The organism is Leptospira sanjuanensis, assembly GCF_022267325.1.
In the GTDB taxonomy this organism is placed as follows: Bacteria; Spirochaetota; Leptospiria; order Leptospirales; family Leptospiraceae; genus Leptospira; species Leptospira sanjuanensis.
Map to the genome: position 1 here is coordinate 2,690,001 of NZ_JAIZBG010000001.1, position 21,826 is coordinate 2,711,826.

Annotated in this window: 24 protein-coding genes and 1 other RNA gene (1 of these 25 running past the window's edge); 9 read left to right on the forward strand and 16 right to left on the reverse strand. The window is 45.5% G+C overall.

Going from position 1 to position 21,826, the window contains the following annotated elements:
* On the reverse strand, positions 1–814 hold the 5' portion of the coding sequence (locus tag LFX25_RS12165) for an LA_2444/LA_4059 family outer membrane protein (protein ID WP_238730479.1). 197 nt of this gene lie to the left of the window's left edge; only the first 814 of its 1,011 coding nucleotides appear in the window; it begins with the start codon at positions 812–814; the stop codon falls past the left edge of the window.
* Positions 815–968: 154 nt separating this feature from the next.
* On the opposite strand from LFX25_RS12165, the gene LFX25_RS12170 reads away from it, so the two are divergent.
* Positions 969–1,949 carry a patatin-like phospholipase family protein gene (locus tag LFX25_RS12170; protein WP_238730480.1) on the forward strand — a complete coding sequence of 327 codons (981 nt, stop codon included), beginning with the start codon at positions 969–971 and terminating at the stop codon, positions 1,947–1,949.
* Positions 1,950–1,994: 45 nt separating this feature from the next.
* Here the strand turns inward: LFX25_RS12170 and LFX25_RS12175 are convergent, their stop codons facing one another.
* Entirely contained in the window at positions 1,995–2,456 is a 462-nt protein-coding gene (locus tag LFX25_RS12175) for an acyl-CoA thioesterase (RefSeq protein ID WP_238730481.1), read from the reverse strand.
* Between the two features lie 328 nt (positions 2,457–2,784).
* Here LFX25_RS12175 and LFX25_RS12180 point away from each other — a divergent pair, with 328 nt between their 5' ends.
* A complete protein-coding gene (locus tag LFX25_RS12180; RefSeq protein ID WP_238730482.1) occupies positions 2,785–3,150 on the forward strand; it encodes a hypothetical protein in 366 nt (121 codons plus the stop codon).
* Positions 3,151–3,229: 79 nt separating this feature from the next.
* Here LFX25_RS12180 and LFX25_RS12185 read toward each other — a convergent pair whose 3' ends face one another.
* Both LFX25_RS12185 and LFX25_RS12190 read right to left on the reverse strand, forming a co-directional pair.
* Positions 3,230–5,032, reverse strand: a complete 1,803-nt coding sequence (locus tag LFX25_RS12185) for a methyl-accepting chemotaxis protein (RefSeq protein ID WP_238730483.1) — start codon at positions 5,030–5,032, stop codon at positions 3,230–3,232.
* Between the two features lie 191 nt (positions 5,033–5,223).
* Entirely contained in the window at positions 5,224–6,072 is an 849-nt protein-coding gene (locus LFX25_RS12190) for a sigma-70 family RNA polymerase sigma factor (protein WP_238730484.1), read from the reverse strand.
* A 159-nt stretch (positions 6,073–6,231) separates the two neighbouring features.
* Between LFX25_RS12190 and LFX25_RS12195 the strand changes: the two genes are divergently transcribed.
* Positions 6,232–6,666, forward strand: a complete 435-nt coding sequence (locus LFX25_RS12195; RefSeq protein ID WP_118966370.1) for a universal stress protein — start codon at positions 6,232–6,234, stop codon at positions 6,664–6,666.
* 7 nt (positions 6,667–6,673) lie between these two features.
* Here the strand turns inward: LFX25_RS12195 and LFX25_RS12200 are convergent, their stop codons facing one another.
* Positions 6,674–7,237 (reverse strand): SelL-related redox protein, encoded by a 564-nt coding sequence (locus tag LFX25_RS12200; protein ID WP_238730485.1) that lies wholly within the window; start codon positions 7,235–7,237, stop codon positions 6,674–6,676.
* A gap of 73 nt (positions 7,238–7,310) precedes the next feature.
* Here LFX25_RS12200 and LFX25_RS12205 point away from each other — a divergent pair, with 73 nt between their 5' ends.
* On the forward strand, positions 7,311–8,030 hold the full coding sequence (locus LFX25_RS12205) for a TerC family protein (protein WP_238730486.1): 720 nt from the start codon (positions 7,311–7,313) through the stop codon (positions 8,028–8,030).
* On the opposite strand, the gene LFX25_RS12210 is transcribed toward LFX25_RS12205, so the two are convergent.
* The 3 genes from LFX25_RS12210 to rnpB all read right to left on the reverse strand — a co-directional run bounded on the left by LFX25_RS12210 (position 8,017) and on the right by rnpB (position 10,594).
* Positions 8,017–9,378, reverse strand: coding sequence for an Ntn hydrolase family protein (locus LFX25_RS12210; RefSeq protein WP_238730487.1), 1,362 nt, complete (start codon positions 9,376–9,378; stop codon positions 8,017–8,019). The genes LFX25_RS12205 and LFX25_RS12210 overlap by 14 nt on opposite strands.
* Before the next feature lie 105 nt (positions 9,379–9,483).
* Positions 9,484–9,906 (reverse strand): acyl-CoA thioesterase, encoded by a 423-nt coding sequence (locus LFX25_RS12215; protein ID WP_238730488.1) that lies wholly within the window; start codon positions 9,904–9,906, stop codon positions 9,484–9,486.
* Between the two features lie 293 nt (positions 9,907–10,199).
* Positions 10,200–10,594: RNase P RNA component class A (rnpB, locus tag LFX25_RS12220), an RNA gene on the reverse strand.
* 127 nt (positions 10,595–10,721) lie between these two features.
* Here rnpB and LFX25_RS12225 point away from each other — a divergent pair.
* The 3 genes from LFX25_RS12225 (at position 10,722) to LFX25_RS12235 (ending at position 12,652) form a co-directional block, all read left to right on the forward strand.
* On the forward strand, positions 10,722–11,171 hold the full coding sequence (locus LFX25_RS12225) for a tetratricopeptide repeat protein (protein ID WP_118957742.1): 450 nt from the start codon (positions 10,722–10,724) through the stop codon (positions 11,169–11,171).
* Between the two features lie 189 nt (positions 11,172–11,360).
* Positions 11,361–11,648 carry a ribosome hibernation-promoting factor, HPF/YfiA family gene (hpf, locus tag LFX25_RS12230; RefSeq protein WP_010574237.1) on the forward strand — a complete coding sequence of 96 codons (288 nt, stop codon included), beginning with the start codon at positions 11,361–11,363 and terminating at the stop codon, positions 11,646–11,648.
* Positions 11,649–11,710: 62 nt separating this feature from the next.
* Positions 11,711–12,652 carry a tetratricopeptide repeat protein gene (locus tag LFX25_RS12235; protein ID WP_238730489.1) on the forward strand — a complete coding sequence of 314 codons (942 nt, stop codon included), beginning with the start codon at positions 11,711–11,713 and terminating at the stop codon, positions 12,650–12,652.
* 454 nt (positions 12,653–13,106) lie between these two features.
* Here LFX25_RS12235 and LFX25_RS12240 read toward each other — a convergent pair whose 3' ends face one another.
* The 4 genes from LFX25_RS12240 to LFX25_RS12255 form a co-directional block, all read right to left on the reverse strand.
* The gene (locus LFX25_RS12240; RefSeq protein ID WP_238730490.1) at positions 13,107–13,667 is read right to left on the reverse strand and encodes an LIMLP_12425 family protein; all 561 of its coding nucleotides are present in this window, start codon (positions 13,665–13,667) and stop codon (positions 13,107–13,109) included.
* A gap of 5 nt (positions 13,668–13,672) precedes the next feature.
* Positions 13,673–14,275: an RNA polymerase sigma factor gene (locus tag LFX25_RS12245; RefSeq protein ID WP_020986867.1), complete on the reverse strand. Its 603-nt coding sequence runs from the start codon at positions 14,273–14,275 to the stop codon at positions 13,673–13,675.
* Between the two features lie 82 nt (positions 14,276–14,357).
* On the reverse strand, positions 14,358–14,717 hold the full coding sequence (locus tag LFX25_RS12250) for a PilZ domain-containing protein (protein WP_238730491.1): 360 nt from the start codon (positions 14,715–14,717) through the stop codon (positions 14,358–14,360).
* 178 nt (positions 14,718–14,895) lie between these two features.
* Positions 14,896–16,350 carry an MBOAT family O-acyltransferase gene (locus LFX25_RS12255; protein WP_238730492.1) on the reverse strand — a complete coding sequence of 485 codons (1,455 nt, stop codon included), beginning with the start codon at positions 16,348–16,350 and terminating at the stop codon, positions 14,896–14,898.
* Between the two features lie 178 nt (positions 16,351–16,528).
* Here LFX25_RS12255 and LFX25_RS12260 point away from each other — a divergent pair, with 178 nt between their 5' ends.
* On the forward strand, positions 16,529–17,134 hold the full coding sequence (locus tag LFX25_RS12260) for a DUF3332 domain-containing protein (protein ID WP_238730493.1): 606 nt from the start codon (positions 16,529–16,531) through the stop codon (positions 17,132–17,134).
* 47 nt (positions 17,135–17,181) lie between these two features.
* On the opposite strand, the gene LFX25_RS12265 is transcribed toward LFX25_RS12260, so the two are convergent.
* The 4 genes from LFX25_RS12265 to LFX25_RS12280 all read right to left on the reverse strand — a co-directional run bounded on the left by LFX25_RS12265 (position 17,182) and on the right by LFX25_RS12280 (position 20,365).
* The gene (locus LFX25_RS12265; RefSeq protein ID WP_406600528.1) at positions 17,182–17,634 is read right to left on the reverse strand and encodes a DUF192 domain-containing protein; all 453 of its coding nucleotides are present in this window, start codon (positions 17,632–17,634) and stop codon (positions 17,182–17,184) included.
* A 241-nt stretch (positions 17,635–17,875) separates the two neighbouring features.
* Positions 17,876–18,649, reverse strand: coding sequence for an enoyl-CoA hydratase-related protein (locus LFX25_RS12270; protein WP_238730494.1), 774 nt, complete (start codon positions 18,647–18,649; stop codon positions 17,876–17,878).
* Between the two features lie 8 nt (positions 18,650–18,657).
* Positions 18,658–20,040 (reverse strand): PP2C family protein-serine/threonine phosphatase, encoded by a 1,383-nt coding sequence (locus LFX25_RS12275; protein ID WP_238730495.1) that lies wholly within the window; start codon positions 20,038–20,040, stop codon positions 18,658–18,660.
* Complete coding sequence (locus LFX25_RS12280; protein WP_238731591.1) at positions 20,015–20,365, reverse strand: hypothetical protein; 351 nt, start codon at positions 20,363–20,365, stop codon at positions 20,015–20,017. The genes LFX25_RS12275 and LFX25_RS12280 overlap by 26 nt, the downstream gene beginning before the upstream one ends.
* Positions 20,366–20,525: 160 nt before the next feature.
* Here LFX25_RS12280 and LFX25_RS12285 point away from each other — a divergent pair, with 160 nt between their 5' ends.
* A complete protein-coding gene (locus LFX25_RS12285) occupies positions 20,526–21,572 on the forward strand; it encodes a hypothetical protein (RefSeq protein WP_238730496.1) in 1,047 nt (348 codons plus the stop codon).
* Positions 21,573–21,826: the final 254 nt, after the last annotated feature.

Here is a 21,826-nt window from a genome sequence, read left to right on the forward strand (position 1 = left end):
AGCCGTACCCTAGGTAGAATTTAAACGATTCCGAAATTTGATACGAAACGGAAACGTCGATTTCGCTTCCGCGATAGATTCCGCGAACTCCGGAACTCCCGCTGGAAACCCTAATCGAATCCAAGGTCGTGGTTGTCGGTTTGTAAAAACGGTTTCCTTCGGTATAAAAAAGATCGAACGCGAAACTTAGAAAGAATCGCTCCGCGATTCGATAATCGGTTCGAAACACGGCTTGCGGTCCGTATGTGTAAAAATATTCCTGGTACGCCCCTTCTCGAAGATAATAACCGTATTTGTATTTATTGATATTCCGAATTCCGAAACCGAGAAAGAATTTCCAGTTTTCGGTCGCTTCCAAAATTCGAAACAGATTGAACTCCGCTTCGGACCGGATCAACGGATTGAAATATTGTCTTCTAGTTTCGTAACCGGCGGCTCCCGCTTGCGTTACAATCGCATTCGCGTTCGCTAATTCGATTTCATACGCGGAAATTTCGACCCTGAATTTCTTTTCGGGATGATCGTATCGAAAGATAAAAGGAACGATCACTTTTTGATTTTGTTTTACGGAATCCGTTTTGATCGAGGTTTCCGTCCAAGGACGTTCCGAATACGAAGCGAAATCATAAGGAATCCATTCGTAGGTCTGACGTTTGAGAAGAAGTTCGAAGGAAGGTTTACCGTTTTCTTTCGGCGGTTCTTTTTCGAGCGCCTGGGCCGAAATCGATTCCGCAACCAAACTCGAAAAACAAAGACAAAGAACGAATTTCAAAAACTCTTTTTGAGGCGTAAGGCCGGCATAACGTGTTTGCATGACTTCCTTCTTTCAACCTGAATTATAACCGAGCATAGATTAGCGGAGAAAAAAATTTCCCCGCTAATCGTTTCCGGTTTTACTTTTCCGCAAAAAATCGACGGATCGATCGTATCCTCGTTGAAAGAATCCTCAACCTAAAAATTCTGAACGTATGAGTTCTTATTTCACTCCGGGCAATGAATCCTTAGCGGGGAACAATCACATTCTCCCTAAGGCCGGAAAAAAATCCACCGCTCTCATCGTCGCCGGCGGAGGGATGAAAGGCTCGTTTGCAGGCGGGGTTTTGGCCGCATTGCATCAATACATTCCTTCCACTCATTTCGACCTCATCGTGGGAGTTTCTTCCGGCTCCTGTTCGGCCGCTTATTACGCGACCGGTTACGAACAAGGTTATGAAGAATCCATTCGCATTCTGGACATCTGGAGGAAGGAATTGAACGGAAATAAATTTATTTCATTCTTAAATCCTTTCAAAGGGAAGACGGTTCTGGATCAGGAATATCTAATAGACTTTATCTTCGGCGAAAAATACCGACTCCCGTCAGAAAATTTCGACAAGAAGGAAGCGCCTCCTCTTTACGTGGCCGTTACCAATCTTGCAAAACTCCAAACGGAATACATCAAAGCGTCCGCTGCGAACGCGCTCAACCTTTTGAAAGCGGCGACTTCTCTTCCGATCGCTACGCGAGGAAAATGGAAACTCGACGGTCAATTTTACGGGGACGGCGGAATCGCGGACCCGATTCCGGTGGAGAAGGTGATCGAAGCGGGATATAAGGATATTACGGTTGTCTTAAATACCAACGAGAACGAATTTTCGGATCCGATCTCTAAATTTTCCGGTTGGCTTGCCTATCCTTCCAACAACAAACTCAACCATATGATTACGAAAGTGCATCACACGATGTACAACCGCGCGATTCAGATTCTCAAACATCCTCCGAAGGACGTTAGAATCCAAGTGATCTCCCCTGCTCGCCAAGAACTTTCGATGGTGACCACTAGCGCCGAAAAACTCACACGCTCCATCAATCGCGGCATCGACGCGGGTTTCAAAGCGGTCGCTTCGATCAAAGAAGAATTCTCCCATTTCAAAACAAAATTGAAAGACAAAGGCTGGAAAATTCTTTAATCGGATCGGATTCGAAAAACCCGAATACGATTCGATGATCAATTTCTAATTGAGCACTGTGGACGCAGGATTGATTGCTTCGATTCCGATCTGTGAAAATGGAACGGGCTTTCGTTTGTGTATGTCCATAAAAAACCAATGTGCCACGCAAACGGCAACGAGCTTTCCGTCCGAAAGACGATACGCATACTGATCGTGAAAGGCTTTTATCTTTCCCTCGAATCGAATCTTGGATTCGATTCGGATTCTCTCCGGATACGTAAGTTCGTTTTTATATTCCAATTCCACCTTCGTAAGAACCGGGCTGATTCCGAACTCTTTGAGCAAACGGTTCATATCGACTCCCGATTGAACCATCGCCCTGAATCTCGCCTCGTCGAAATATCCTAAAAACACGATATTGTTTACGTGTTTGTTTTGATCGATCTCCTGCCAACGTACTTCCGTAAAGTATTCCTGTTTACGAAAAAGCAGCGGTTCTTCCGGGGTTACATTCGAGTTCTGCATTGAATGGGTTTTCCTTTCGATCGACGTTGATCTCTTTTTCTGAAAGAAACAACAAAGACCGTAAAACCGCTTGCTCACGATTGAGAACAAGTCCGAACGATTCGTTCCCGAAAAGACGTCGTTTATTCCCGCAACTTGTCGCTTGATTCCGTTCGACTACGGACCGTTTTTTCGCACAAAAATCGAAACGGCGAAGATATATGACAGGTTCGGACAACTACTTTAATAATATAGAATATTCAATCTTCAAAAAATATTTCTTATAGGCGATTCCGTTTTACCGCGGCGGAAGATGCGTGAGACTGAACAAAAACTAAAGGAGATTTTTATGAAAGCAAATTGGATTCGGATTCGAAACGCGGCTACCGTCGGATCGGTGGCGGCCGTCTTGGAAGGTTTTTTGATCTTTTTTGCGGACCCGAACGCTTCCCGCTGGATCTTGATACAATCGATGTTGTTCTGGTTTTCCTGCGGCTTGATCGTAAGCGTGGCGGAGATCGGACTTCCGAAATTTTTATCCTCCGTGTTATTGACGGAACTTTTGAATCTTCCCTGGTTTATCGCCTTAGTGGTGATTCCCGGAAATTACGGACATCTGATCCCGTTGATCGTAGCCAGTTTGATTTTCGGAACCGTAATTGGAGGACTGAATCTTCTCTTAAAAACGCCGCAACCCGACTTTCCGGAAACATAAAATTCGAACTTACGAATATTCTTATTTTTGAATTTATCTTTCCTTCTTTTCCAACCGGGCAAACGAAAAGGTGTCCTTTTTAAGTTTTGAAGAATTCCACTTCCGACTTGAGTTTTCCCGCCTGCGAATTCAATTGAATCGCGAGTTCGTCGATCTGCGTCACGACTTGATTTAAAAACTCGGTCGTTTCCGAAATCGATACGATCGTTTTGGAAAACTCGGTCGAAGTCTGCGCTTGTTCCTGCGTATGATTTCGGATCTCGTCGGAAGAAAGGGAAAGATCGGCAAACGCGGACTTGACTTGATCGCTCGCCGTTAATTGTGAATCGGATAATAATGCGACTTCGGACACGCGATCCAAAGTGGTCCCGACCGTTTCTCCGATTTTTTGGAACGCTGTCTGCGTGGACTCGATGACTTCTCTTCCGCTCTTTGTTGCGTTGAGCGCCTCGGTGATCGCGGATGTGATTCGTTTCGCGTTGTCCTGGGTTTGTTCGCCGAGTTTTGCGATCTCTTGCGCGACGACGGCAAAACCTTTTCCCGCTTCTCCGGCTCTGGCCGCTTCGATCGCGGCATTCAAAGAAAGTAATCCGATCCGATCGGTGATATCGCGGATCACATTAACGGTCGCACCCATCTTTGCCGTGCTTTCTTCGATCGCTTCCATCGCCTTTTGCGTTCCTCGGAGGGCTTCTTCTCCGCTTCTGGTTTCATCCTTCATACGATCGGCGTCGCCTTTGGTTTCCAACAAGGCCAAGTGAACCTGGCGGATTCTCCCTTCCAGCTCCGCGAGCGAAGACTGCGCTTTTTTTGCGATCTGCGTCTGGCTTTCCGCGCGGGAAGCAGTGGAATGTATCGAAGCCGCGATTTCTTCCACGCCAGAACTCATCTGTTCGGTGGAAGCGGCTTGATCCTGCATCTTCCTGGATAATTCCCTCGTGTTCTCTCCGAGCGATTTGGAACTTCCCGAAAGTTTTTCAGATTCGCGGACGACGCTCTTCACGATAATACGAAGTCGCTTAATAAATTCGTTCAAAGCTCGGCTGTTGGAACCGAGTTCGTCGCTCGAAACCATCGGAAGAACCTGTGTCAGATTCCCGTCCGACATTTCTCCGAAAATGCGGATCATGTTTTCCGAATTTCTACGGATCGTCGAGGAAAGCTGATACGAGGCTACTCCGACCGCGATGAGCATAAAAACGAGGGTGAGAATCAAAGGAATCGTAACGTCTCCGAGTTTGATCCAGCCGGAAGTTTCCTCGACCAACAGATATCCGAGGATGATGATCGGAAGCATCGCGATCGAGGAAATCGTACTGAAGATTCTCGCGTGAACTCCCACGGTTTTGATCTTGTTAGAATCGGTTTGAACCTCGTTCAGTCGATCGGATTCCAGAACGTCGACGAACATGGATTCCGTTAAAAAGAAATGCGAAACTCCTAATATAGGATAGATGATCGCGGGCAAAAACAAGAAAGGGATCGATTCCAAAACGGTCGGCTCGAAGAACAGATGCATGACTCTCCAAGCGGCGAAAATTCCGTAACTCCACTGAACCACGTAGAAAACGGTGTTGTTTAAAGGAAAGTTGAGAATCCTCGTTTTGACATCGGACCGTTCCTTCGAATTGAGAGCGAACCATTGCTTGTCTTCCAAATTTTTCAGAAGTTTTCCGAGAATCATAAATCGAACGGACGGAACGACGAACGAGGTAAAAAGCGCGATCGTCGACGAGATGATCAAAGCGATCGACTGATCGAAATCGTATCCCCCGGCCGAAATGATGAACAACACCGCAAGCGGAACCGCCAATATCGAAGTCAATAATTCCAAACCAACGGTCAATTTCCATCGTAACTTACGGGATTCAAACTGATTCATTCTCTGCTCTTTTCCTAAAAATCGAAGACAATCATTCGGACTTGGACCCGTCCGATCCACACATTATCATCCGACGAAGGATTTTTTATTCGAATACGATTCAGCGAAGAATCGTATCGAAATTATTTTTTTCGCTCCGTATTCCAAAAAGCCCGCATTCTGACACAAAAATTACAGACGTTAAATCCGGATTAGGCGGCGTCCTTCTCCTCTTCGGAAACAAGAACGAAACGAAGATCCTTTCCCGAAAGAATCAAAAAATCCAGCGTCCGACGATACAGCCTCTTGATCACGGAATAACTCCAACCGAACCAGAATGAAATCTCCTCGTGCGTATAGATCGTTTCCGTTTTCAAAAGTTTTTTCCTCAGCTTTTCCTTGGATCGCAACAAAACATCCGCGGCTTCGTTTCCTTTTGAAAAAAGAATCTGTTGTTTGATTTCCATTCTTTCCAAAACGGCCAGCTCGCGCCTTCGCGCCTCGAACCGCTTTTCCATTCTTTCTTTGAGAAAATCACGGACGGAATTTCCGGACGCGAGGAGAACGCTTTTCAAAAGAAGAATCTCCTGTCTCTCAAGGAATAGATTGTGTTTGAGCTTGAAGATCAAAACGCCTCTCGGATCGAAGCCTCGCAGCGTTTCGTTCAGAAAAATACGGTGTAGGGAGGCTTTCGTCTCGTAACCGGGCTCGTCCGAAATCCTGCAAGGAAGGTCGTTCGCCTCGAACGTAACGGCTTCCCGTCTGCGGAATCGGATCTCCTTTTTCCACTGGTTCAAAACGAGATGTCTTAAGAACACGATCGCATACGCCGGAAAATTCCTGAATCCGCGCGTTTCGTACAATTCCGAAAAATATTCGATTTTTTGAATAAACTTAAGAAGAACTTCCGCCCTCCCGTCCTCGTCGAGAGAATATTTGTGAACGGCGATTCTCCGTATCCAAAACTCCGCCTGTTCGATCAGCGCCTTCGCGTTTCCCGTGTTTTTATACGTTAAATAAGAATTTATGAATATACGATCCAATTCCGTTGTGTCTTGCATGGTCGGTAAAAATTCGTACCGATCCGCCGACGTCCAATTTTATTCATAAGGGAAGAATTCTCCGATTGATCAAAATCAAACCTTGAAAGCCTAAAATCCGTAATTTTTTGATTGGAAAACGCGTTCGAGAAGGATACACTCTTTGCGAAGAGAAACAATATGCAAAGATTCATCAAAAAAATTTTAGTCCCCGTGGACGGTTCGGAGAGTTCCAAAAAGGCGCTTGAGATGGGAATCGCGATCGCGAAAGCGGCGAACGCGAGTCTTACGGTTTTGGAAGTCGTGGAAGAATTCGGTCCGCTTCCGGGTTATTACGAAAAAGCTCCCGAAGGAAAGGACAGAGTGAAATGGATTTCGGAACAAAGATTCGAAAAAATCCATTCTCCTTTGGACGAATCGCCCGAAATCAAATGGGATCGTTTGGTTCTGGAAGGATATCCGGCCGACACGATCGTGGAAACCGCAGCAAAAGGAAATTATGATATGATTGTGATCGGTTCGAGAGGACTTTCCGCCGTGGGAAGATTTCTGGTCGGTTCGGTTTCGGATCGGATCGTTCATCACGCAACCTGTTCGGTCACGGTAGTTCGTTAAACACGATTTAGGCGGGCATCACGTCGGGTCCGAATTCCGCGCCCGGCAGCAGAGTGACTCCCGGAATATTTTTCCAATCGGGATGATCTCCGATATGTCTGTATCGATGTTCCCAAACGATCCTGTCCCGAACGACTAAGAACACTCCGGGCATTTGCAGAGGATTGCTGCCCGGAATTCCGTAAAAATGTCCTTTGAACGTGGCCCTCGCCGTTCCGATCAAAACCTCGGGACCGGCGAGCTGAACCAAGTCCGCCGTTTCCAAACCGAGATCTTTGTAAAATTCCGTCTTCGCATCGGCGACGACGCTTGCATCCTCCCAAACCCCGGCAAAGAATTCTTCCGCATCCTTTACTTTTCCCGGAAAAAAAAACAATACCGGCGGAAAGGAAAGGCAGATTTCGGAAATCTCCTTGAGATCGTGGATCGCTTCGCGGCTGAAGATACAACCCGAATGACGTAGAAAAACCAAAAGACTCAGGCGGTGCGGCAGACAGGGAAGAATCGTCTTGCTCCTCAGATGAATTCCGACCGCTTCCCTTGTCTTGAAACTCTCCGGAAGAAATTCCATACTTCCAGTATGCCTTCTTAAATTTCCTTGTAAATCGATTGATTTCTTCGTTTTCGAAAAATTAATTGCAAGCATGGAATTACTCACACTCGATAAAGTCGTCGCCGTTTTGACCCTGACTTTGATGGAAATCGTTCTCGGAATCGATAACATCGTCTTTCTCTCCATCGTTTCCGGAAAACTTCCCAAGAACCGACAAAATCAAGCAAGAAACATAGGACTGATTCTGGCGCTCGGCTTTAGAATCGGTTTGTTGTTTGCGGTCAGCTGGCTCGCATCCCTGACCTCCCCTCTTCTGACGGTCGCCGATTTCGGAATTTCCGGAAGGGATTTGATTATGCTCGGCGGAGGTTTGTTCCTCATCGCAAAAAGTACGAGCGAGATTCACGGCAAGGTGGAAGGAATCGAAGAGGATGATTCCAAATCGAAAAAGGAAAAAATTTCTTTCTGGGGTGTGATCGTTCAGCTTATCATTTTGGACATCATCTTTTCCGTGGACTCCATCATAACGGCAGTAGGACTTTCCGGTCAATTTCAGGTGATGGTTGCGGCGGTCGTTTTGTCGATGGTCGTGATGTTGATTTTTTCGGGAACGGTCAGTGATTTTATCAACGAACACCCTACGATGAAAGTGCTCGCGCTTGCGTTTTTAATTATGATCGGAGCGATGTTGTTCGCGGACGGTCTTCACTTTCACATTCCGAAAGGATACGTCTACTTTTCGATGGCGTTCTCACTCGGGGTGGAACTGATCAACATGAGAATCCGAAAAGCAAGCGTTAAGAAATCCTAATCCCCGCCTTTTGATTCCAAATAGACCATTGGAGTCGATACAGAGGCGCGAACGCCTGTTGCACCTTACGTTTCTTGAGTTCGTGGACCAAATTCGCGTTCCACAACCGATATTCTTGGAGGGCCGTTCTCGCGGCCCGTTCGCTCAGTTGATCCAAGGCCTTGGAAGGGTCTGATTTTTTTTCGAGACTTTTCAATTCCTGAAACCATGTGTTTTCCAAGGAATCGATCTTCGGTTCCACCAAAGCTTTGGCGTCGGGATAAAACCTCTGAATCTCTCGATAGAATTTTTCGTGCGTCCACCAAAGGGAAGTGTCCAATGTCGCGCTCGGTTGTTCGAAATTCTTTTCTAAAAACGTTGTGCCCGGAAATCCCGCGGGAAGAAACAAGGAGATCGAAGGAATCGCCGTTCCCGTAAACCAAAAACGGTTCTGAGAGGTTTTCGGTTTCAACTCGGCCACAAAAGAAGCGGTCGTACCGTTAGGCGTAATCGGTCCGGTCGCGTGCAGACAAACCGAACCCATGTCCGAGGAAGAAGGATAAAAACGTCCGCCGGCACTTCCCGGTTCCCCTTCCTGTCTGAGAATTTCCATCGCGGCCTTCGGATCTAAATTCCCTTTTTTGAATGTTCCCATCGAGGCAGTTCTCGCCCTTCTTACCTTACACTTGCTGAAAAAAGTGAAGAAAGAATCCGAGAACGCTTTGCGGAAAGAAAACGGTTCGCCGTGATTCGCCCAACCTTTTTGAACCGCGGTTTCGATCGCCGAGGGATGAATCGCGTCGTAATCGTTTTCCAACGTAAGCCCGTTGGAGATCGAATAAAATCCTTCGATCTTTTTCCAAGCCCAAAATTTTCCCGCGGTTTCAAGCACGAAGGCGTTTTGAAAATCCGCGATCAAAAAACTATTGTGATAGTAAAAGGACGAATTCGTATAACCGCCGCAAGCGTCTTGTCCGAATTGTTCGAGCAACTGAAGAATCGTTTCGCGCGCGGCTTCCGCGCTGTCGCTTCTTTCCAATGCAAGACGCAAGAGGTCCATTCCCGTCAGACCCTGATTCTTTTTTTCAAAAGGAATTTTCGTAAAGACCGCTTCGTTGCCGATGACGACCCCCGAAGCGTTCGCTCCCATCTCCGCTCCCCACATCTGAAACGGTTTGGAAAGAATCACTTCTCGTGTTTGTTTTATGCCGGGAACTTGGATGTATGTGCAACGGGTTTGTTTTTCCCCGGTTCGAGGAAGAACGCGCAATAACGCCTGCGCTTCGTTCGGTTCGCGATCGGAATTCTTCCCGAAGATCATAGAACCGGTTCCGGTAAATGAAGGTGTGGCAACGAACGTATCACACATGATCCGCAGAAGTTCTTCGTTTTAAACAGAAAGGCAAGCCGTTTTTCGCCGGCGCGTTCTCCGGAATCCGAATTCGAATCACGGATTATAATTCGTTACGAATCGTTACGATTGTTGCTGAAAGAATAGATTCTTATAAATCTCCGGAAGCAAGGCCGGCTTCTGAGTTGCAAAGTTGAACCAAAGAAATTCTCCCTTTGCGGTCGCGACACAATCCCCTTCTCGGTTCCACATCGTACAAGAGATATGAAACGACCGGGAAGTCACCGCGTCCACCTGCATCGTTATATCCAAAGTATCGGGATAACGAACCTGCTTTCTATAATCCACGTCGATATGAGTGATCACCGGTCCGCCCTCGGACGGACGATCGGGAGTGTCCCAAAGATTGAGGTCCGTAAAGTAATTGGCGCGGGCGTTTTCAAAATACTTCGCATAAACGACATGATTCACATGTCCGAACGCGTCCATATCCCCCCAAGCCACTTTCTGGGAATAACTGTATTGATAACGAATCGGTTTAGGCATAACGAGCGACCAAGTAACTTAGCAAACCCCTCTCTATGGATCGGCGCTTAGGAAGCGAGTTAGCCAAATGACAGCGGAGTGTTGGCATTCGGCTCTCAACAAAGTTGAGAAATCGAGCGTGCAACTTACTTCCCCTACTCAAACAGAGCAGAGCAACAAAACATTTCAACTGACGCCTATTCCAAATCAACTTCCTGATTCCTTCTCCATAGATTCAAAATTCTGAATGAAATCAAAACGCACTCTGCCGAAGTCGCTGCACTCCTTCAGCCAGACGCTTTTTTATGAAATCAAAACGCACTCTGCCTGTAAGCCGGATTCTGTCCTCTCCGTGAGGAGATGGATGACCATTTATCTTGCTCCGAAAGTTACCGATCGGAGTCTTTGCTCTCTACCCGCGGCCCCGCGGAAACGGCAAAAAGGCCGCCTATTTGAGATTGCACCCGGGAGGGTTTACCGTTCCCGATTCCTCTCGGAACCGGAGGTGGGCTCTTACCCCGCCATTTCACCCTTACCGCCGGATTCCCCGACGGCGGTATCCTTTCTGTTGCACTTTCCATACTCTTTGCTTTGAAATTGCTCTCAAAGTAAGAATTCCGGGCATTACCCGGTCCCGTGTTTCCAGGTGTCCGGACTTTCCTCACCCTTTTTGAAAACCAAAAAGCAGCGCGATCATCCGGCAGAATGCTTGGTTTCGACTATTTTAAAGGCTTTCAGTAAAACGAGAAAAAAAAGAAAGAATCTAAGAATCTCACCTAAATTCTGGCACGGCACTTGCATATATATAGACAGAACACTGGAACTGGGGTGATAAGATGAACAAGTTTGCGACAATTGCTCTCTTTTTAAGCATTTTTACCGGACTTTATGCAATGCCAGAGGCCCAAAAGGTCGAGGAAGAGCTTAATAAGTTTACACCAGAGAATGAAATCCAATTAGCAAATAAGCTAAGCGCGTTGGGAAGTCTGAAACAAAAAGTGAGAGACTACAACTCTGCAATCGACCTTTACAACCAATCTCTCACCGTTCGTGAGAAAATGGGAGAAAAAGAATCCGCAGGTTACGCGCTGGTTCTCTATCTCAAATCCATCTCCGAGTTCCGCCAAGGTAAATCCTGCCAAGCTCTCGAGAACATCAAAAACGTAATTTCCATTTATCAGAAAATCGGGGACATCGATTCCGCCCTGAACGCCGAGGAAGAAGCCTATAAAAAATACCAAGAAGCTTGTTCCATCCATATGGAGAATGTTGCGAACGCTCAGTAATCAAACACCGAGCCCACTAATTCATCCCATCTCTAGTTCTAACTGACTTGGCCCGCCCGAAAGGGCGGGATTTTTTTTGATTTGACTCTTCTCCTTTCAAGACTAACCTGAAATTCCGGATTTTGAAGTTTTCTGACTTCCATCGTCGTCTAAATTGATCCGGTATAAAAAAACAATTCGGAGCAGCCTATGAAAATAAACTATAACTGGAAGAACGTAGATCATTCGAAAGCGGCCGAGGAATACGCGGACAGCAAATTGGATCGAGTTTCCAAATATCTTCATACGGTTCAGTCTTTCGAGATCTCTTTTGAAATGATTCACGGAGAAGTCAGCGCCAATCTGAATCTCCACGGAGACGGAAACAAATTCAACGCACAAAATTCGAACAAGGATATCTACGCTTGCATCGACGGCTTGGAAGATAAGATCGTAAAACAAGTCAGCAAACATCACGATAAAAAAGCAACCCACTGATCCGACCTCAAATTCATCCGGTGGGAACTCCCGCCGGATCCAAGTGAAAGAATGAACCCTCCATGTCCTTTTCCAGAAAATTAGAAGAAGCGAATCAATACTTAAGCGACGGAGATTTCGACAAGGCACAAAAAAGTTTCGATTCCCTTTTGGCCGAAGAACCCGAACATCCCGAAATCGTCGCGGGATATTTCATCTCCTCGTATTGGGACAATCGTCTGGATCGGATTCACAACGCGAAGGAAGGAAGGGAAAGAAGCCATCTTCTCGTTCAATATTTCGCCGAATTTCAAAACGCATTCGAGCTCCGAAAGTTCACGGGAACTTCTTCTTTGCGTGCCGTTTCGGAATCGGTTTTATCCGAAGCCGTCGACCAGCTCAAGATTTCGGTTCAAAGGGAAGGTCTTCACTTCCAAGATCCTTCCGCGCTTTTGGGTTTGATCCGAGAACTCATCCGCTTCCGCGATTACCGCAACGCTCTTGAAATCTTAAATTATTCCTCTTCGGTGGAACGGAATTCTCCCGAGTTTTTATATCTGCGCGCGGAGTCCTTGTTTCAAACCGGAGAAGAACGAAAATCTCTCGTGCTCTTTCGAGAGGCGTTTCTAAAAGATCCGTCCGCCGCCCCGATCGCCGTTATCAAAGCGGAACCGATTCTTTTTTGGATCGAAAAATTAAGGGATTCGTATCAGGAAGAATCGGATTTGAAAGAAGTTCTTCCCGTCGTTTTGGCCGAGCAGGGAATCTTCGAGGAAACGAGAAATTATTCCGAAAAGGAAATGCTCGTATATTATCAAAATCTAATCCGTCTGAAGGACACTCTCAACTCGAGAAAGGATCTGTATGACTTTAAGATTCGCTGTAGAATTCTTCAGCACGCTTGTCTGATTCTGGACGTTTACAGAGGAATGCAATACAGCGAAATCTATCAGGAATCCAAGAGAATTCTGGACAGCGTAGATCCCGGCTTTTTTCAAAGAAGACAGGACGAAATCAAGAAATAAGTTCCGAGCGGTGTAAACGATCCGTTTGTCTTGTCGGTCGAAGTTTTGCCGTGGGAACGGGAAGTTTGTGGTAGTTCCTACGTTTATTTTACCGAGCGATTTCGGATGGATGTGGTAGTTCCTACGTTTTTTCCACACATAGCTCGGAAGACGCCAACGGCGTATGAGTTCCTACATTCGATCGGAGGATTTCGGAACAATCGGGTTATAGGAAGGAGTTCCCACACAAAAATCAGAGATCCAGGAGACGACCGTGCGACCAACTTGTTTGTGGGCAAAAGTTTTGCTGTGGGAGATTGCAGGAGTTCCCACATGATTCAGGACCAACGGAAATGTATGAGTTCCAACATAACCGCATTTCACGGCCTATCTTTCCAATGACTGAAGTGACCAGGGGAATCACGCCGCTTCCAAAAAAAGGGCGGCGCTGAAAAGAACCGACAACAATCCTTGTTTAGTTGTTGCCTTGCGTAAATTCCAGAATTTTATCCAGCTCTTCCACCATTCTCAGATCGCCCCGTTCGGAAAAATATTTCCGGAGAGAATCGATCGTTCTTCTGGCTTCGGCTGTGGATGGAATTTGTTTCAGAAGCGCTTTGTCGGCTTCGGACTCGAACGTACCGGAGGAAGGAATGTCTTGAAAGCTGCCCGCTTCGGATTGTCCGAACACGGTTCCGGCTCTTTCGCTTTGAATTCCATCGCCCGGATTTGCAAATCGGTTGTAGGTTACGAAGACGATTGCAAGCGCCAAAATGGCCGAAAAAGATAATTGCAGGCCGCGGTTTGCGACAACGTTTTCACGAATTTTTTCCCATCCGTTTTCACGTTCGGGTTGGATTGCCTTGAGTTGATTTTTCAATCGAACCTGGAAATCTTCGCTTAGATTTATATTGCGAAGTTGTTTGTCTCTGAGTTCGGACATCGTTTTCACAAGAGAATTTTCAATCTTGAGTAAATCACCGTCTTCCTTTCGCATAAAAAGCGGAATCTTGAATTTTGACTGTAAACTTTTCATCTTTCTTACCTAAAGTATCCTTCACCCTTACCGTCTTGTAAAATCAAGTGCTTCAGGAACTCCTTCGCCTTAAAGAGTCTGCTCTTTACGGTTCCCACGTTGGTTCCCAAAACTTCGGCGATCTGCGCGTAGGACATTTCCTCGAAGTATCGGAGCTCGATCACCTCTTTGTAGAGATCTTCCAACTCGTTGATTTTGCTAATTAGATAGTTGGACTCATCACTAAGTTCAATTTTTTTTTCGAATCCTACGCGATCGTCCGTTACCTGATATTCCTTATCGTCCATGGAATTCTCTTTAGCTCGTTTCCGTTTCGCTAACAAGTCCTTGGATTTGTTGACCACGATTCGATAAAGCCAAGTATAAACGCCCGATTCCGCCCGAAAGTTTCGAATGGATCGATAACCGGAGATGAGAGCGTCTTGTACGATATCCTCCGCATCGTCTCCGTCTTTTACCATTGAGATGGCCTTGCGATAGAGTCTTTCTCGGAACGGATTGACGAGCTGGATATAAGCCTCGTCGTCCCCTTCCTTGATCTTTTTGAGAAGGCCGATTTCGATCTCTCTTAAGGTGGGCTTTTTGGGAATGATTTGTTTTTGTTCCATGTGGTAGAAAGTGAATCCCTGATTCAAAGTTCTCCAAGGAAGCGGATATGGCAATCCGGAAACGTATGGAATCAGAAAGGAATCAAGGTTCCTGTAGAGAAAGATTGATCAAAACGAGGGTTTCGGTAAGAATCATCGGCACCCGAAATCTAAGACCGTAGACGAATCTCGATTTGTGATCGATGACTTCCGGTCCGGCCCAGACGATGTCGCCTTCAAACTCGAGACGTTTACCGGACTTCTTTTCGATCACGGAACCGTGAACCGGTTCGGTCGCGTTCAAGTCTTCGCCGTTTAAGATCAGGCAAATCCCCGTCTCGGAAATATTTCCTAATTTTGCGTGCAGAGTGATCAGACCGAATTCGATTTGTATGATATAGTCGGCATAACTACCCGGATAGTAGCGGTGACTTCTCGGTTGAGGATCGGGATTACCGGACATACAAAGATCAGGGTTACAACGGAATGACGGTTTGTCGAGAAGGTTTTTGTGGATCGAATAATCCCGCAAGAACGCGCAAAAAAAGAGAGAACAGATTCATACGCGTAACGTATAGACAACGAAATCGTTTCTCCGAAAAAGAAGCGTTAAATTCCCGTTAGTCGAGAATTCTTCTTTATCAAAATTGAAAGTAGATGAATGGAATTTCAAGATCCGGAGTAAACAACGCAAGAACGACCGCGATCACCGGATAAAGAGAAAACTCGAGCCACGCAGGCGGATTCCATTCTTTCTTTTTTTCGAAGATCCAATAACCGAGCCATTGTCCGACGATGATACAAAGAATGACGGGAATTCCCGTTTTGAGCATGTACGGCCGCAAACCGCCTTCGGTGTATACGAACAAACGTTTCAACATGACCCATTCTTTTTCTACGGATTCCGCTCGAAACCAAGTTCCCACCGAAATCGAAATCAAGTTGGTGACGACGATTTGAATCGGAACTCCGATCTTTTCTGGAAGAAGACGGAAGTTCGGAAAATATTTTTCCTTGAAGCTTTTGAACATCGCCTCGATCAACAGAATCGTTCCCTGACAACTTCCCCAGATAATGAAGGTCCAATTGGCTCCGTGCCAAAAACCGGCGATGAACATCGTAATCCAAAGATTGAATCTATGTCGGACCGCGCCCGCACGGTTTCCTCCTAGGGAGATATAGACGTAATCTCGGAGCCAAGTCGAAAGAGTGATGTGCCATCGTCTCCAGTATTCTGTGACGCTTTTTCCGATAAACGGCATACGAAAGTTCTCGGGAAGTTCGTATCCGAGCAGAAGAGCGGACGCATACGCCATGTCCGTATAACCGCTGAAGTCGCAATAAATCTGAATCAAAAACAAGGTCGCCGCGAGCCAGATGGCGGCGGTTCCAAAGTTCTCCGGATGCGAAAAGATCTTATCGACGATGGGAGCCACGTTATCCGAAAGAACGACCTTCTTGATATACCCGAGAATAAAATAACGGATCGCCTTTCGAAACGGAATTTCCGTCATATTCTTAACCGTTTCCATCTGCGGTAAAAAGGTTCTCGCGGTTACGATCGGTCCTGCAACGAGCTGCGGAAAAAAGGAAACGAACAAAGCGAAACGCAGAAAACTTTTTTCGGGGAGAATTTGACCGCGATATACGTCGATCGTATAACTCAAAGATTGAAACGTATAAAACGAAATTCCCACGGGGAGAATGATATGAAGAATCGGCAACGCGTTAGTCACACCGAAATGACCGAGGAAAAGATTGATCGAATCCGCAAAGAAATTATAATATTTGAAAAAACCGAGAATAAAAACTAGGTTCAGAACAAGGCTGACGGTGATCAGAATAAAACGTGTTCTTTGATTTTGGGAAGAATGGATTCTCGCGGCGAGAACGAAGTCGATAACGGTCGAAAGAAGAATCAATCCTCCGAATCTCCAATCCCAGCTCATGTAAAAGTAGTAGCTGACGACGAGAAGAAAGAAATGCGTGATTGTGAGCGCTTTGGCTTCTTTTCCGAAAAAAAACGGAATCAGATACCAGTAAACCAGGAATACGAAGATAAAAAATAAGCAAAATTCTAAAGTAGGAAAAAGCAAACTTCCGCTCCCGATGTTCCCTCTATCTTTTTTTCGAACACGGTTCCGGTCAAGGAATTATGCCTGCGCTTCCTTCCGTGTTCGAACTCGATTTTCCCCTTTCAAAAAAGAAAAATCTTGCATAATTTTTCGGGAAAGGATTCAATTCTCAGAAATCTGATTAAGGGGTTGTCCTTTCATGCAACAAAATAAGTTTCGTAAGGCTATCGTAGCAATTCTTGTCCCAATGATTCTTCTCGTTTCTTTCGCGAATTGTTTCGGTAAGTTTGCGATCGTTAAAAAAGTATATGACGTAAACGAAAGTTTCAATATCGGTAGCGGTTTGCTGGCGAAATTCATCAAAACTCTCGTAATGTATTTCCCTTTCAGTATTCTTTATGCTGTGGGATTTTTCTTTGATCTCATTCTTTTTAACCTGATCGAATTCTGGTCCGGAAGCAATCCCGTCGGCTACAATGAATACGATCAAGACGGCAAATACGTGAAGTCTTTCGAAGAAAAAGGTGAAAAGCTGACTTTGGTTTATACGAACTTCGGAAGCAGACTGGATATTACCGCTGAAAAAGACGGAAACGTTCAAACTCTTTCCGCACTTCGTGCAGAACCCGGTAAATTCTTCGTTGAAAAGAACGGAAAACTCGAAGAAATCATCGTGACTTCCGAAACCGTAGGATCCAAAACGATTCTGAAAATGGCGGAACAAGGAAAGTTGAAATCCACAAAAGTGATCGATACAAAAACCTTAAGCGACCTAGAAGCAAAACTCGCTTCGGATTCTCTCTAAGAATAACGAACGGTAATCAGGGATTTTTCCCTGATTACTACTTCTTATTACTGCGCTGCCTTCACTCGATCGGGCAGTTTTAACACACCGTATTTTCCGATCTTCCGTTTCGCAAACCAGCCCTGATTGACCTCCAACGCATACAAAGCCTTTTCGCTGGAATGATAGAGTTCCGTGGTTTGATTCGGCTTCATATCGTGTATGTCCGTGATTCTTTTGTCGCGGTTGAAATACGCGATGCTGAGAGGAATCCAAGTGTTCTTCATCCAAAAACTCAAGTAATCCGGTTCGGAAAATACAAATAACATTCCTTCGTTTTCAGCGAGATGTTTTCGATACATCAAACCTCGCGCACGATCCGTGGGAGTGTTTACGACTTCGACGAGTAGAGGATGTTCGTCCACGTAAATCGTAATCTTTTCGGGATCACGCGCCGATACGTTAGACGAAACCAGAAGAATCGCGATGAATAAAAAAAGAAGTTCGAATTCGGGTCGAATCGCTCGAATCTTTTTTAAAAAAACGGATTCTTTCGGGAGATCTTTCTTCGGAGTTCCGACAAAATCCGCCGTGAACAAGTACGGCCCCACCCTGAACTGTGGGTGGGGGGTGAGGTGGTGGGAAGAATCGGGGAAATTCTCCAATATCACAAAATCCGATTTTTGACAACGGAATTTTTTCGTTACGATTTGTCGGAACATTTCGAATGAAACTCTCTTAACCGCAAAATCGAAAGCCGACTTAAAACTGAGCCGGTCTTTTTTCGAGGAATGCGCTCATTCCTTCCTTGGATTGTCCCCCGTCGAAACAGGCGCCGAACGCTTTTTCTTCGATGGAAATTCCGTCTTTCAAGGAAACGTCCAGACCTTGCTGAATGGTCTTCTTCACTCTTTCGATTGCCTGGGGCCCTTTTTTCAAAATGGAATTCGCAATCGTTTTAGAAAAAGCTAATAGATCTTCGCCCTCTTTTACGAGTTTGTTGAGAATTCCGATTCTATATCCTTCTTCCGCGGTAATCATATCGCCCGTAACGACGAGTTCGATCGCTCTTGCGTAACCGATCAATCGCGCAAGTCTTTGCGTTCCTCCGAAACCGGGAATCAGTCCCAAGGAAACTTCCGGCAAACCGAGTTTCGCTTTTTCGGAACCGACTCGAATATCGCAAGCCAGCGCGAGTTCCATTCCTCCGCCGAGAGAAAATCCGTTGATCGCCGCGATCGAAACGATTCTGGATTGATGCAATTTTTGGAATACTCCGTTGCCGAGTTTGGAGAATTCTTCCCCTTGTGCGACGTTTAGGTCCTTCATCTCAGCGATGTCCGCGCCTGCGACGAAGGCCTTGCCTTCTCCCGTTACGATGAGAACGCGGATGTCTTTATCGTTTTCAAGAGCTTCCACTTCCCGACCGATCTGACTCAGAACTTCCTTATTGAGAGCGTTGAGAGCGGAAGGTCTTTGGATCGTAAGAACCGCGATTTGTCCTTCCTTAGTTACGTTGATTAATTTTTCACTCATTTCTTTGATTACTCCACTTCTACGATGAGAAAGAGGGTGTCGTCCTCCAGTGCTACGTTTCCGAAAAAGGTTTCCACGGCCTTCTGCACCTTCGCTTTGAAGACTCCGATATCTTTTTCGAATCGATTCTCATTCAATATTTCAAGAAGCCCTTCCGTTCCAAGAAGTTTTCCTTCCTCGTTCTTGTTTTCTATCAAACCGTCCGTGTATAAAAAGAAACGATCGTGTTCGACAAGAGGAAGTTTAACCTGCTCCGCAATCGGCTTTTTGATTCCGAAACCGAGAATCGCACCTTCGGTTTCGATCTCACGAAATTCTTTTGTGAATGATCCGTGAATCAAATACGGATGCCCCGCGTTGGAAAAGGTGATTTCTTTGGAAATAAAATCCAAAAACATATAAATCGCGGAAGCATGATAGGATTGAAATTGTTTTTGCAAAGAATCGTCTATGTAATCCATCAAACGCGAGGGATGCACCTTAAGAATATAAGGCATCGTGGAAACCATGATCTTTACCATGGAAGCGACAAGCGCCGAGGCGATTCCGTGTCCCGCAATGTCCGTCAAAAAAATTCCCGTGTTTCCTTCCCGGAGTTGAACAAAGTCGAAGAAGTCGCCGCCGATATGATTCGGAGTGATCCGCATCACTTCGTAACGGATTCCCTTGATGCTCAAACGACCGGGAAACAGATTCTCCTGAACCTGTTTGGCAACCGTGAGATCCTGCTGGATGTATTTGTATTCCAGATCGAGTTCGGAAGAAATCGAAATCAGTCGTTTAACGATGATTACCGAAGAGGTTCCGATCACGATACAAAGTCCGTAGACTACGTCGGGTACGAAAAGAATTCTAGGAAAATCGTCGAGTCCGAGTTCGACCCGCTTGATCGTAACGAAAAAGATATGCAGACAAATCGCGATGATTCCCGTCAAAAAACAGGAGCCTTTTTTCAAGCGGAACATCTGAAAGATCACGATCAGGGAAATGAGTAAAAAATAATTGTTATAGATCTGAAGACTTTCCAAATCCTGAAATCGATAAAAGGATTCGTGAAAGAGATTCATCATCAGAAAGATGATGACGATGTTTGAGATCTGAATCACCCAAGAAAGAAATCTCTCCTGAAACGAAAGAACCAAACTCATCACGTTGATGAGAAAGATCACTCCGAGATACAAAACTCCTCGCTCCGAATTGCGTACTTCGGGAATCGCAAGCGTCGGATACATCGTGAAGTGAAGGAGAAACGCAAGACGGATAAAGGACTGATCGATTCTCGTCTGATCCTTCCACGCTTCCGCTTCGCTGTAATTGAATTCCCTTTCAAAAAACGTAAAGGGATTCAGAAAGCCGGATTTCAACTTAGCGAATTGTCTGATCCAGGTCATACCGAGTGATTTCCGATCCGGAAAGATAAATTTTTAGATTCCAACCCGATTCCAAATACTTGTCGAGTTTTTCCGAAAGTTCGAGAGCTTCCTTTTCGTCGTTTACGCGGATGAAGAACGAACCCGATCTCGCCTTATAGTTGTAAGGAAACCGTTCGCTTAACAAAAGAGTCACCCTCGTATGATCCGCACGCGTCTCGATCACGATATGAGATACGTGTTTGCGGTTGATGATTCTTTCATGAATGGGAAGATCCCAGGGATTCGTTTCCGCGGAAAAGAGCGGGCCGATCCAAAATAAAGCAGGCAATAGGAAATAGAACATCATCGTTTCTGAATTTCCCGACCCTGGGAATTTTGTTGTCCAAATTTACAAGGCTCCCGGTTTAACGCAAACCATTCCGTTTCAAAGATTCTTTTTTTTCAAAATGATGACGAACGGATTGGGATTTACATTTTTCAAGGAGCCTGGAAAAATCTTTCCTATGCAATTATTCCGCTTTCATGTCCTGGAAAAACATTTCCGAGCGTTATGGATCGTATCCGTCATTTTCGGGATTTCCAATTGCAAACCAACTTCATTCCTAATGGGAAATAATCCGTATTATCGGCTCTTTACAACCCATCCGATCACTCGAGCGGAGCGTTATTCTCTTTCCAATCCTTGGCAGGAAAGAATTTCAAGCCTCGGCGAAGAGGAGCAAAACTTTATTCAAGAAATGAATCGAATCGACGGATTTCAGGATTCTCCCTTGCCCGAAGCGGATCTGATCGTTTGGAAGTCTCGTCTTAGCGCTGTTAGACAATCTCTTCCGAATTCGGTGAATTCTTTTTTGGACAAATCCTTGTTTCGAGTGATTCTTTGTAAAAATTTGGGAAGCACTGGCTTGAGCAGTTTCGTTTACGATCGTTCCGGTCCGTTAGGCGGAGTCGTTTTTTTGGACACGGGAATGTTGACCAAAACCGCGAACGATTGGATCACTCAAAAGGAGAATTCTTCCTTTGCTCCCGGAACGTTGAAACTCAACGTGAAAATCGAGTCGGACTCGAACGATACGATCGAGACGGCTCTCGAATACATTCTGCTTCACGAAATCGGTCACATCCTAAGCGTTCAAAAAAGGATCGTGCCGGACTTCCGCGAAAAGAACCGGGACTTTAGTACATTCGAATTTTCTAATGGAGTTTGGGTAAATGAAAACGATTCCGTTTTCGACGATTCGTTTCCGATGCGCAAAAAAATCAGATTCTATTCTTCCCAACCGATTTCTTTCGATTCCGAATGGGGCGGCATTTATCCGGTTCTGGAAAAAACTCCTTTCCCTACTTTATACTCCTCGATCAACGGAGACGACTTCTTTGCGGACGCATTCGTTTCCTATGTGCATACGATTTTACAAAAGAAGATCTGGAATTTGGAAATCAAGCAAGAGAACGGGGTAAAAGTTTTTGAGATGAAGAATGGAATCCAAGAACCGCGTTGCAAAAAACAAAAGGAATTCTTGGATCGTCTGTTTGCCGAGATGAAGTAATCGCGGACATTTTTTTTGACTCTCTAAAGTTGTTCCGACAAGAATGAAGCTTTTTACTTGCAAAAAGTATGATTTTCTGATAGAGCGGAATTTGCCGTTTTTTCCCGCCTCCTCTCCACCGCCGCCCGAAACAAGGGCGGGGCTGTTTCGTTTTTCAGCAAGATTGTCGGAACTACGGCCGCATTTTTATTCACTGCTGCATTTCCCCTTTTTTTCTCGAAACTGGAAACTCGATTCCTAAACGCCGATCCATA

Excerpts from the sequence above, each read along its gene's own strand:
- LFX25_RS12170 (WP_238730480.1), top strand. The coding sequence starts at position 969 with ATGAGTTCTTATTTCACTCCGGGCAATGAATCCTTAGCGGGGAACAAT.
- LFX25_RS12175 (WP_238730481.1), bottom strand. The coding sequence starts at position 2,456 with ATGCAGAACTCGAATGTAACCCCGGAAGAACCGCTGCTTTTTCGTAAA.
- LFX25_RS12180 (WP_238730482.1), top strand. The coding sequence starts at position 2,785 with ATGAAAGCAAATTGGATTCGGATTCGAAACGCGGCTACCGTCGGATCG.
- LFX25_RS12185 (WP_238730483.1), bottom strand. The coding sequence starts at position 5,032 with ATGAATCAGTTTGAATCCCGTAAGTTACGATGGAAATTGACCGTTGGT.
- LFX25_RS12190 (WP_238730484.1), bottom strand. The coding sequence starts at position 6,072 with ATGCAAGACACAACGGAATTGGATCGTATATTCATAAATTCTTATTTA.
- LFX25_RS12195 (WP_118966370.1), top strand. The coding sequence starts at position 6,232 with ATGCAAAGATTCATCAAAAAAATTTTAGTCCCCGTGGACGGTTCGGAG.
- LFX25_RS12200 (WP_238730485.1), bottom strand. The coding sequence starts at position 7,237 with ATGGAATTTCTTCCGGAGAGTTTCAAGACAAGGGAAGCGGTCGGAATT.
- LFX25_RS12205 (WP_238730486.1), top strand. The coding sequence starts at position 7,311 with ATGGAATTACTCACACTCGATAAAGTCGTCGCCGTTTTGACCCTGACT.
- LFX25_RS12210 (WP_238730487.1), bottom strand. The coding sequence starts at position 9,378 with ATGTGTGATACGTTCGTTGCCACACCTTCATTTACCGGAACCGGTTCT.
- LFX25_RS12215 (WP_238730488.1), bottom strand. The coding sequence starts at position 9,906 with ATGCCTAAACCGATTCGTTATCAATACAGTTATTCCCAGAAAGTGGCT.
- LFX25_RS12225 (WP_118957742.1), top strand. The coding sequence starts at position 10,722 with ATGAACAAGTTTGCGACAATTGCTCTCTTTTTAAGCATTTTTACCGGA.
- hpf (WP_010574237.1), top strand. The coding sequence starts at position 11,361 with ATGAAAATAAACTATAACTGGAAGAACGTAGATCATTCGAAAGCGGCC.
- LFX25_RS12235 (WP_238730489.1), top strand. The coding sequence starts at position 11,711 with ATGTCCTTTTCCAGAAAATTAGAAGAAGCGAATCAATACTTAAGCGAC.
- LFX25_RS12240 (WP_238730490.1), bottom strand. The coding sequence starts at position 13,667 with ATGAAAAGTTTACAGTCAAAATTCAAGATTCCGCTTTTTATGCGAAAG.
- LFX25_RS12245 (WP_020986867.1), bottom strand. The coding sequence starts at position 14,275 with ATGGAACAAAAACAAATCATTCCCAAAAAGCCCACCTTAAGAGAGATC.
- LFX25_RS12250 (WP_238730491.1), bottom strand. The coding sequence starts at position 14,717 with ATGTCCGGTAATCCCGATCCTCAACCGAGAAGTCACCGCTACTATCCG.
- LFX25_RS12260 (WP_238730493.1), top strand. The coding sequence starts at position 16,529 with ATGCAACAAAATAAGTTTCGTAAGGCTATCGTAGCAATTCTTGTCCCA.
- LFX25_RS12270 (WP_238730494.1), bottom strand. The coding sequence starts at position 18,649 with ATGAGTGAAAAATTAATCAACGTAACTAAGGAAGGACAAATCGCGGTT.
- LFX25_RS12275 (WP_238730495.1), bottom strand. The coding sequence starts at position 20,040 with ATGACCTGGATCAGACAATTCGCTAAGTTGAAATCCGGCTTTCTGAAT.
- LFX25_RS12280 (WP_238731591.1), bottom strand. The coding sequence starts at position 20,365 with ATGTTCTATTTCCTATTGCCTGCTTTATTTTGGATCGGCCCGCTCTTT.
- LFX25_RS12285 (WP_238730496.1), top strand. The coding sequence starts at position 20,526 with ATGCAATTATTCCGCTTTCATGTCCTGGAAAAACATTTCCGAGCGTTA.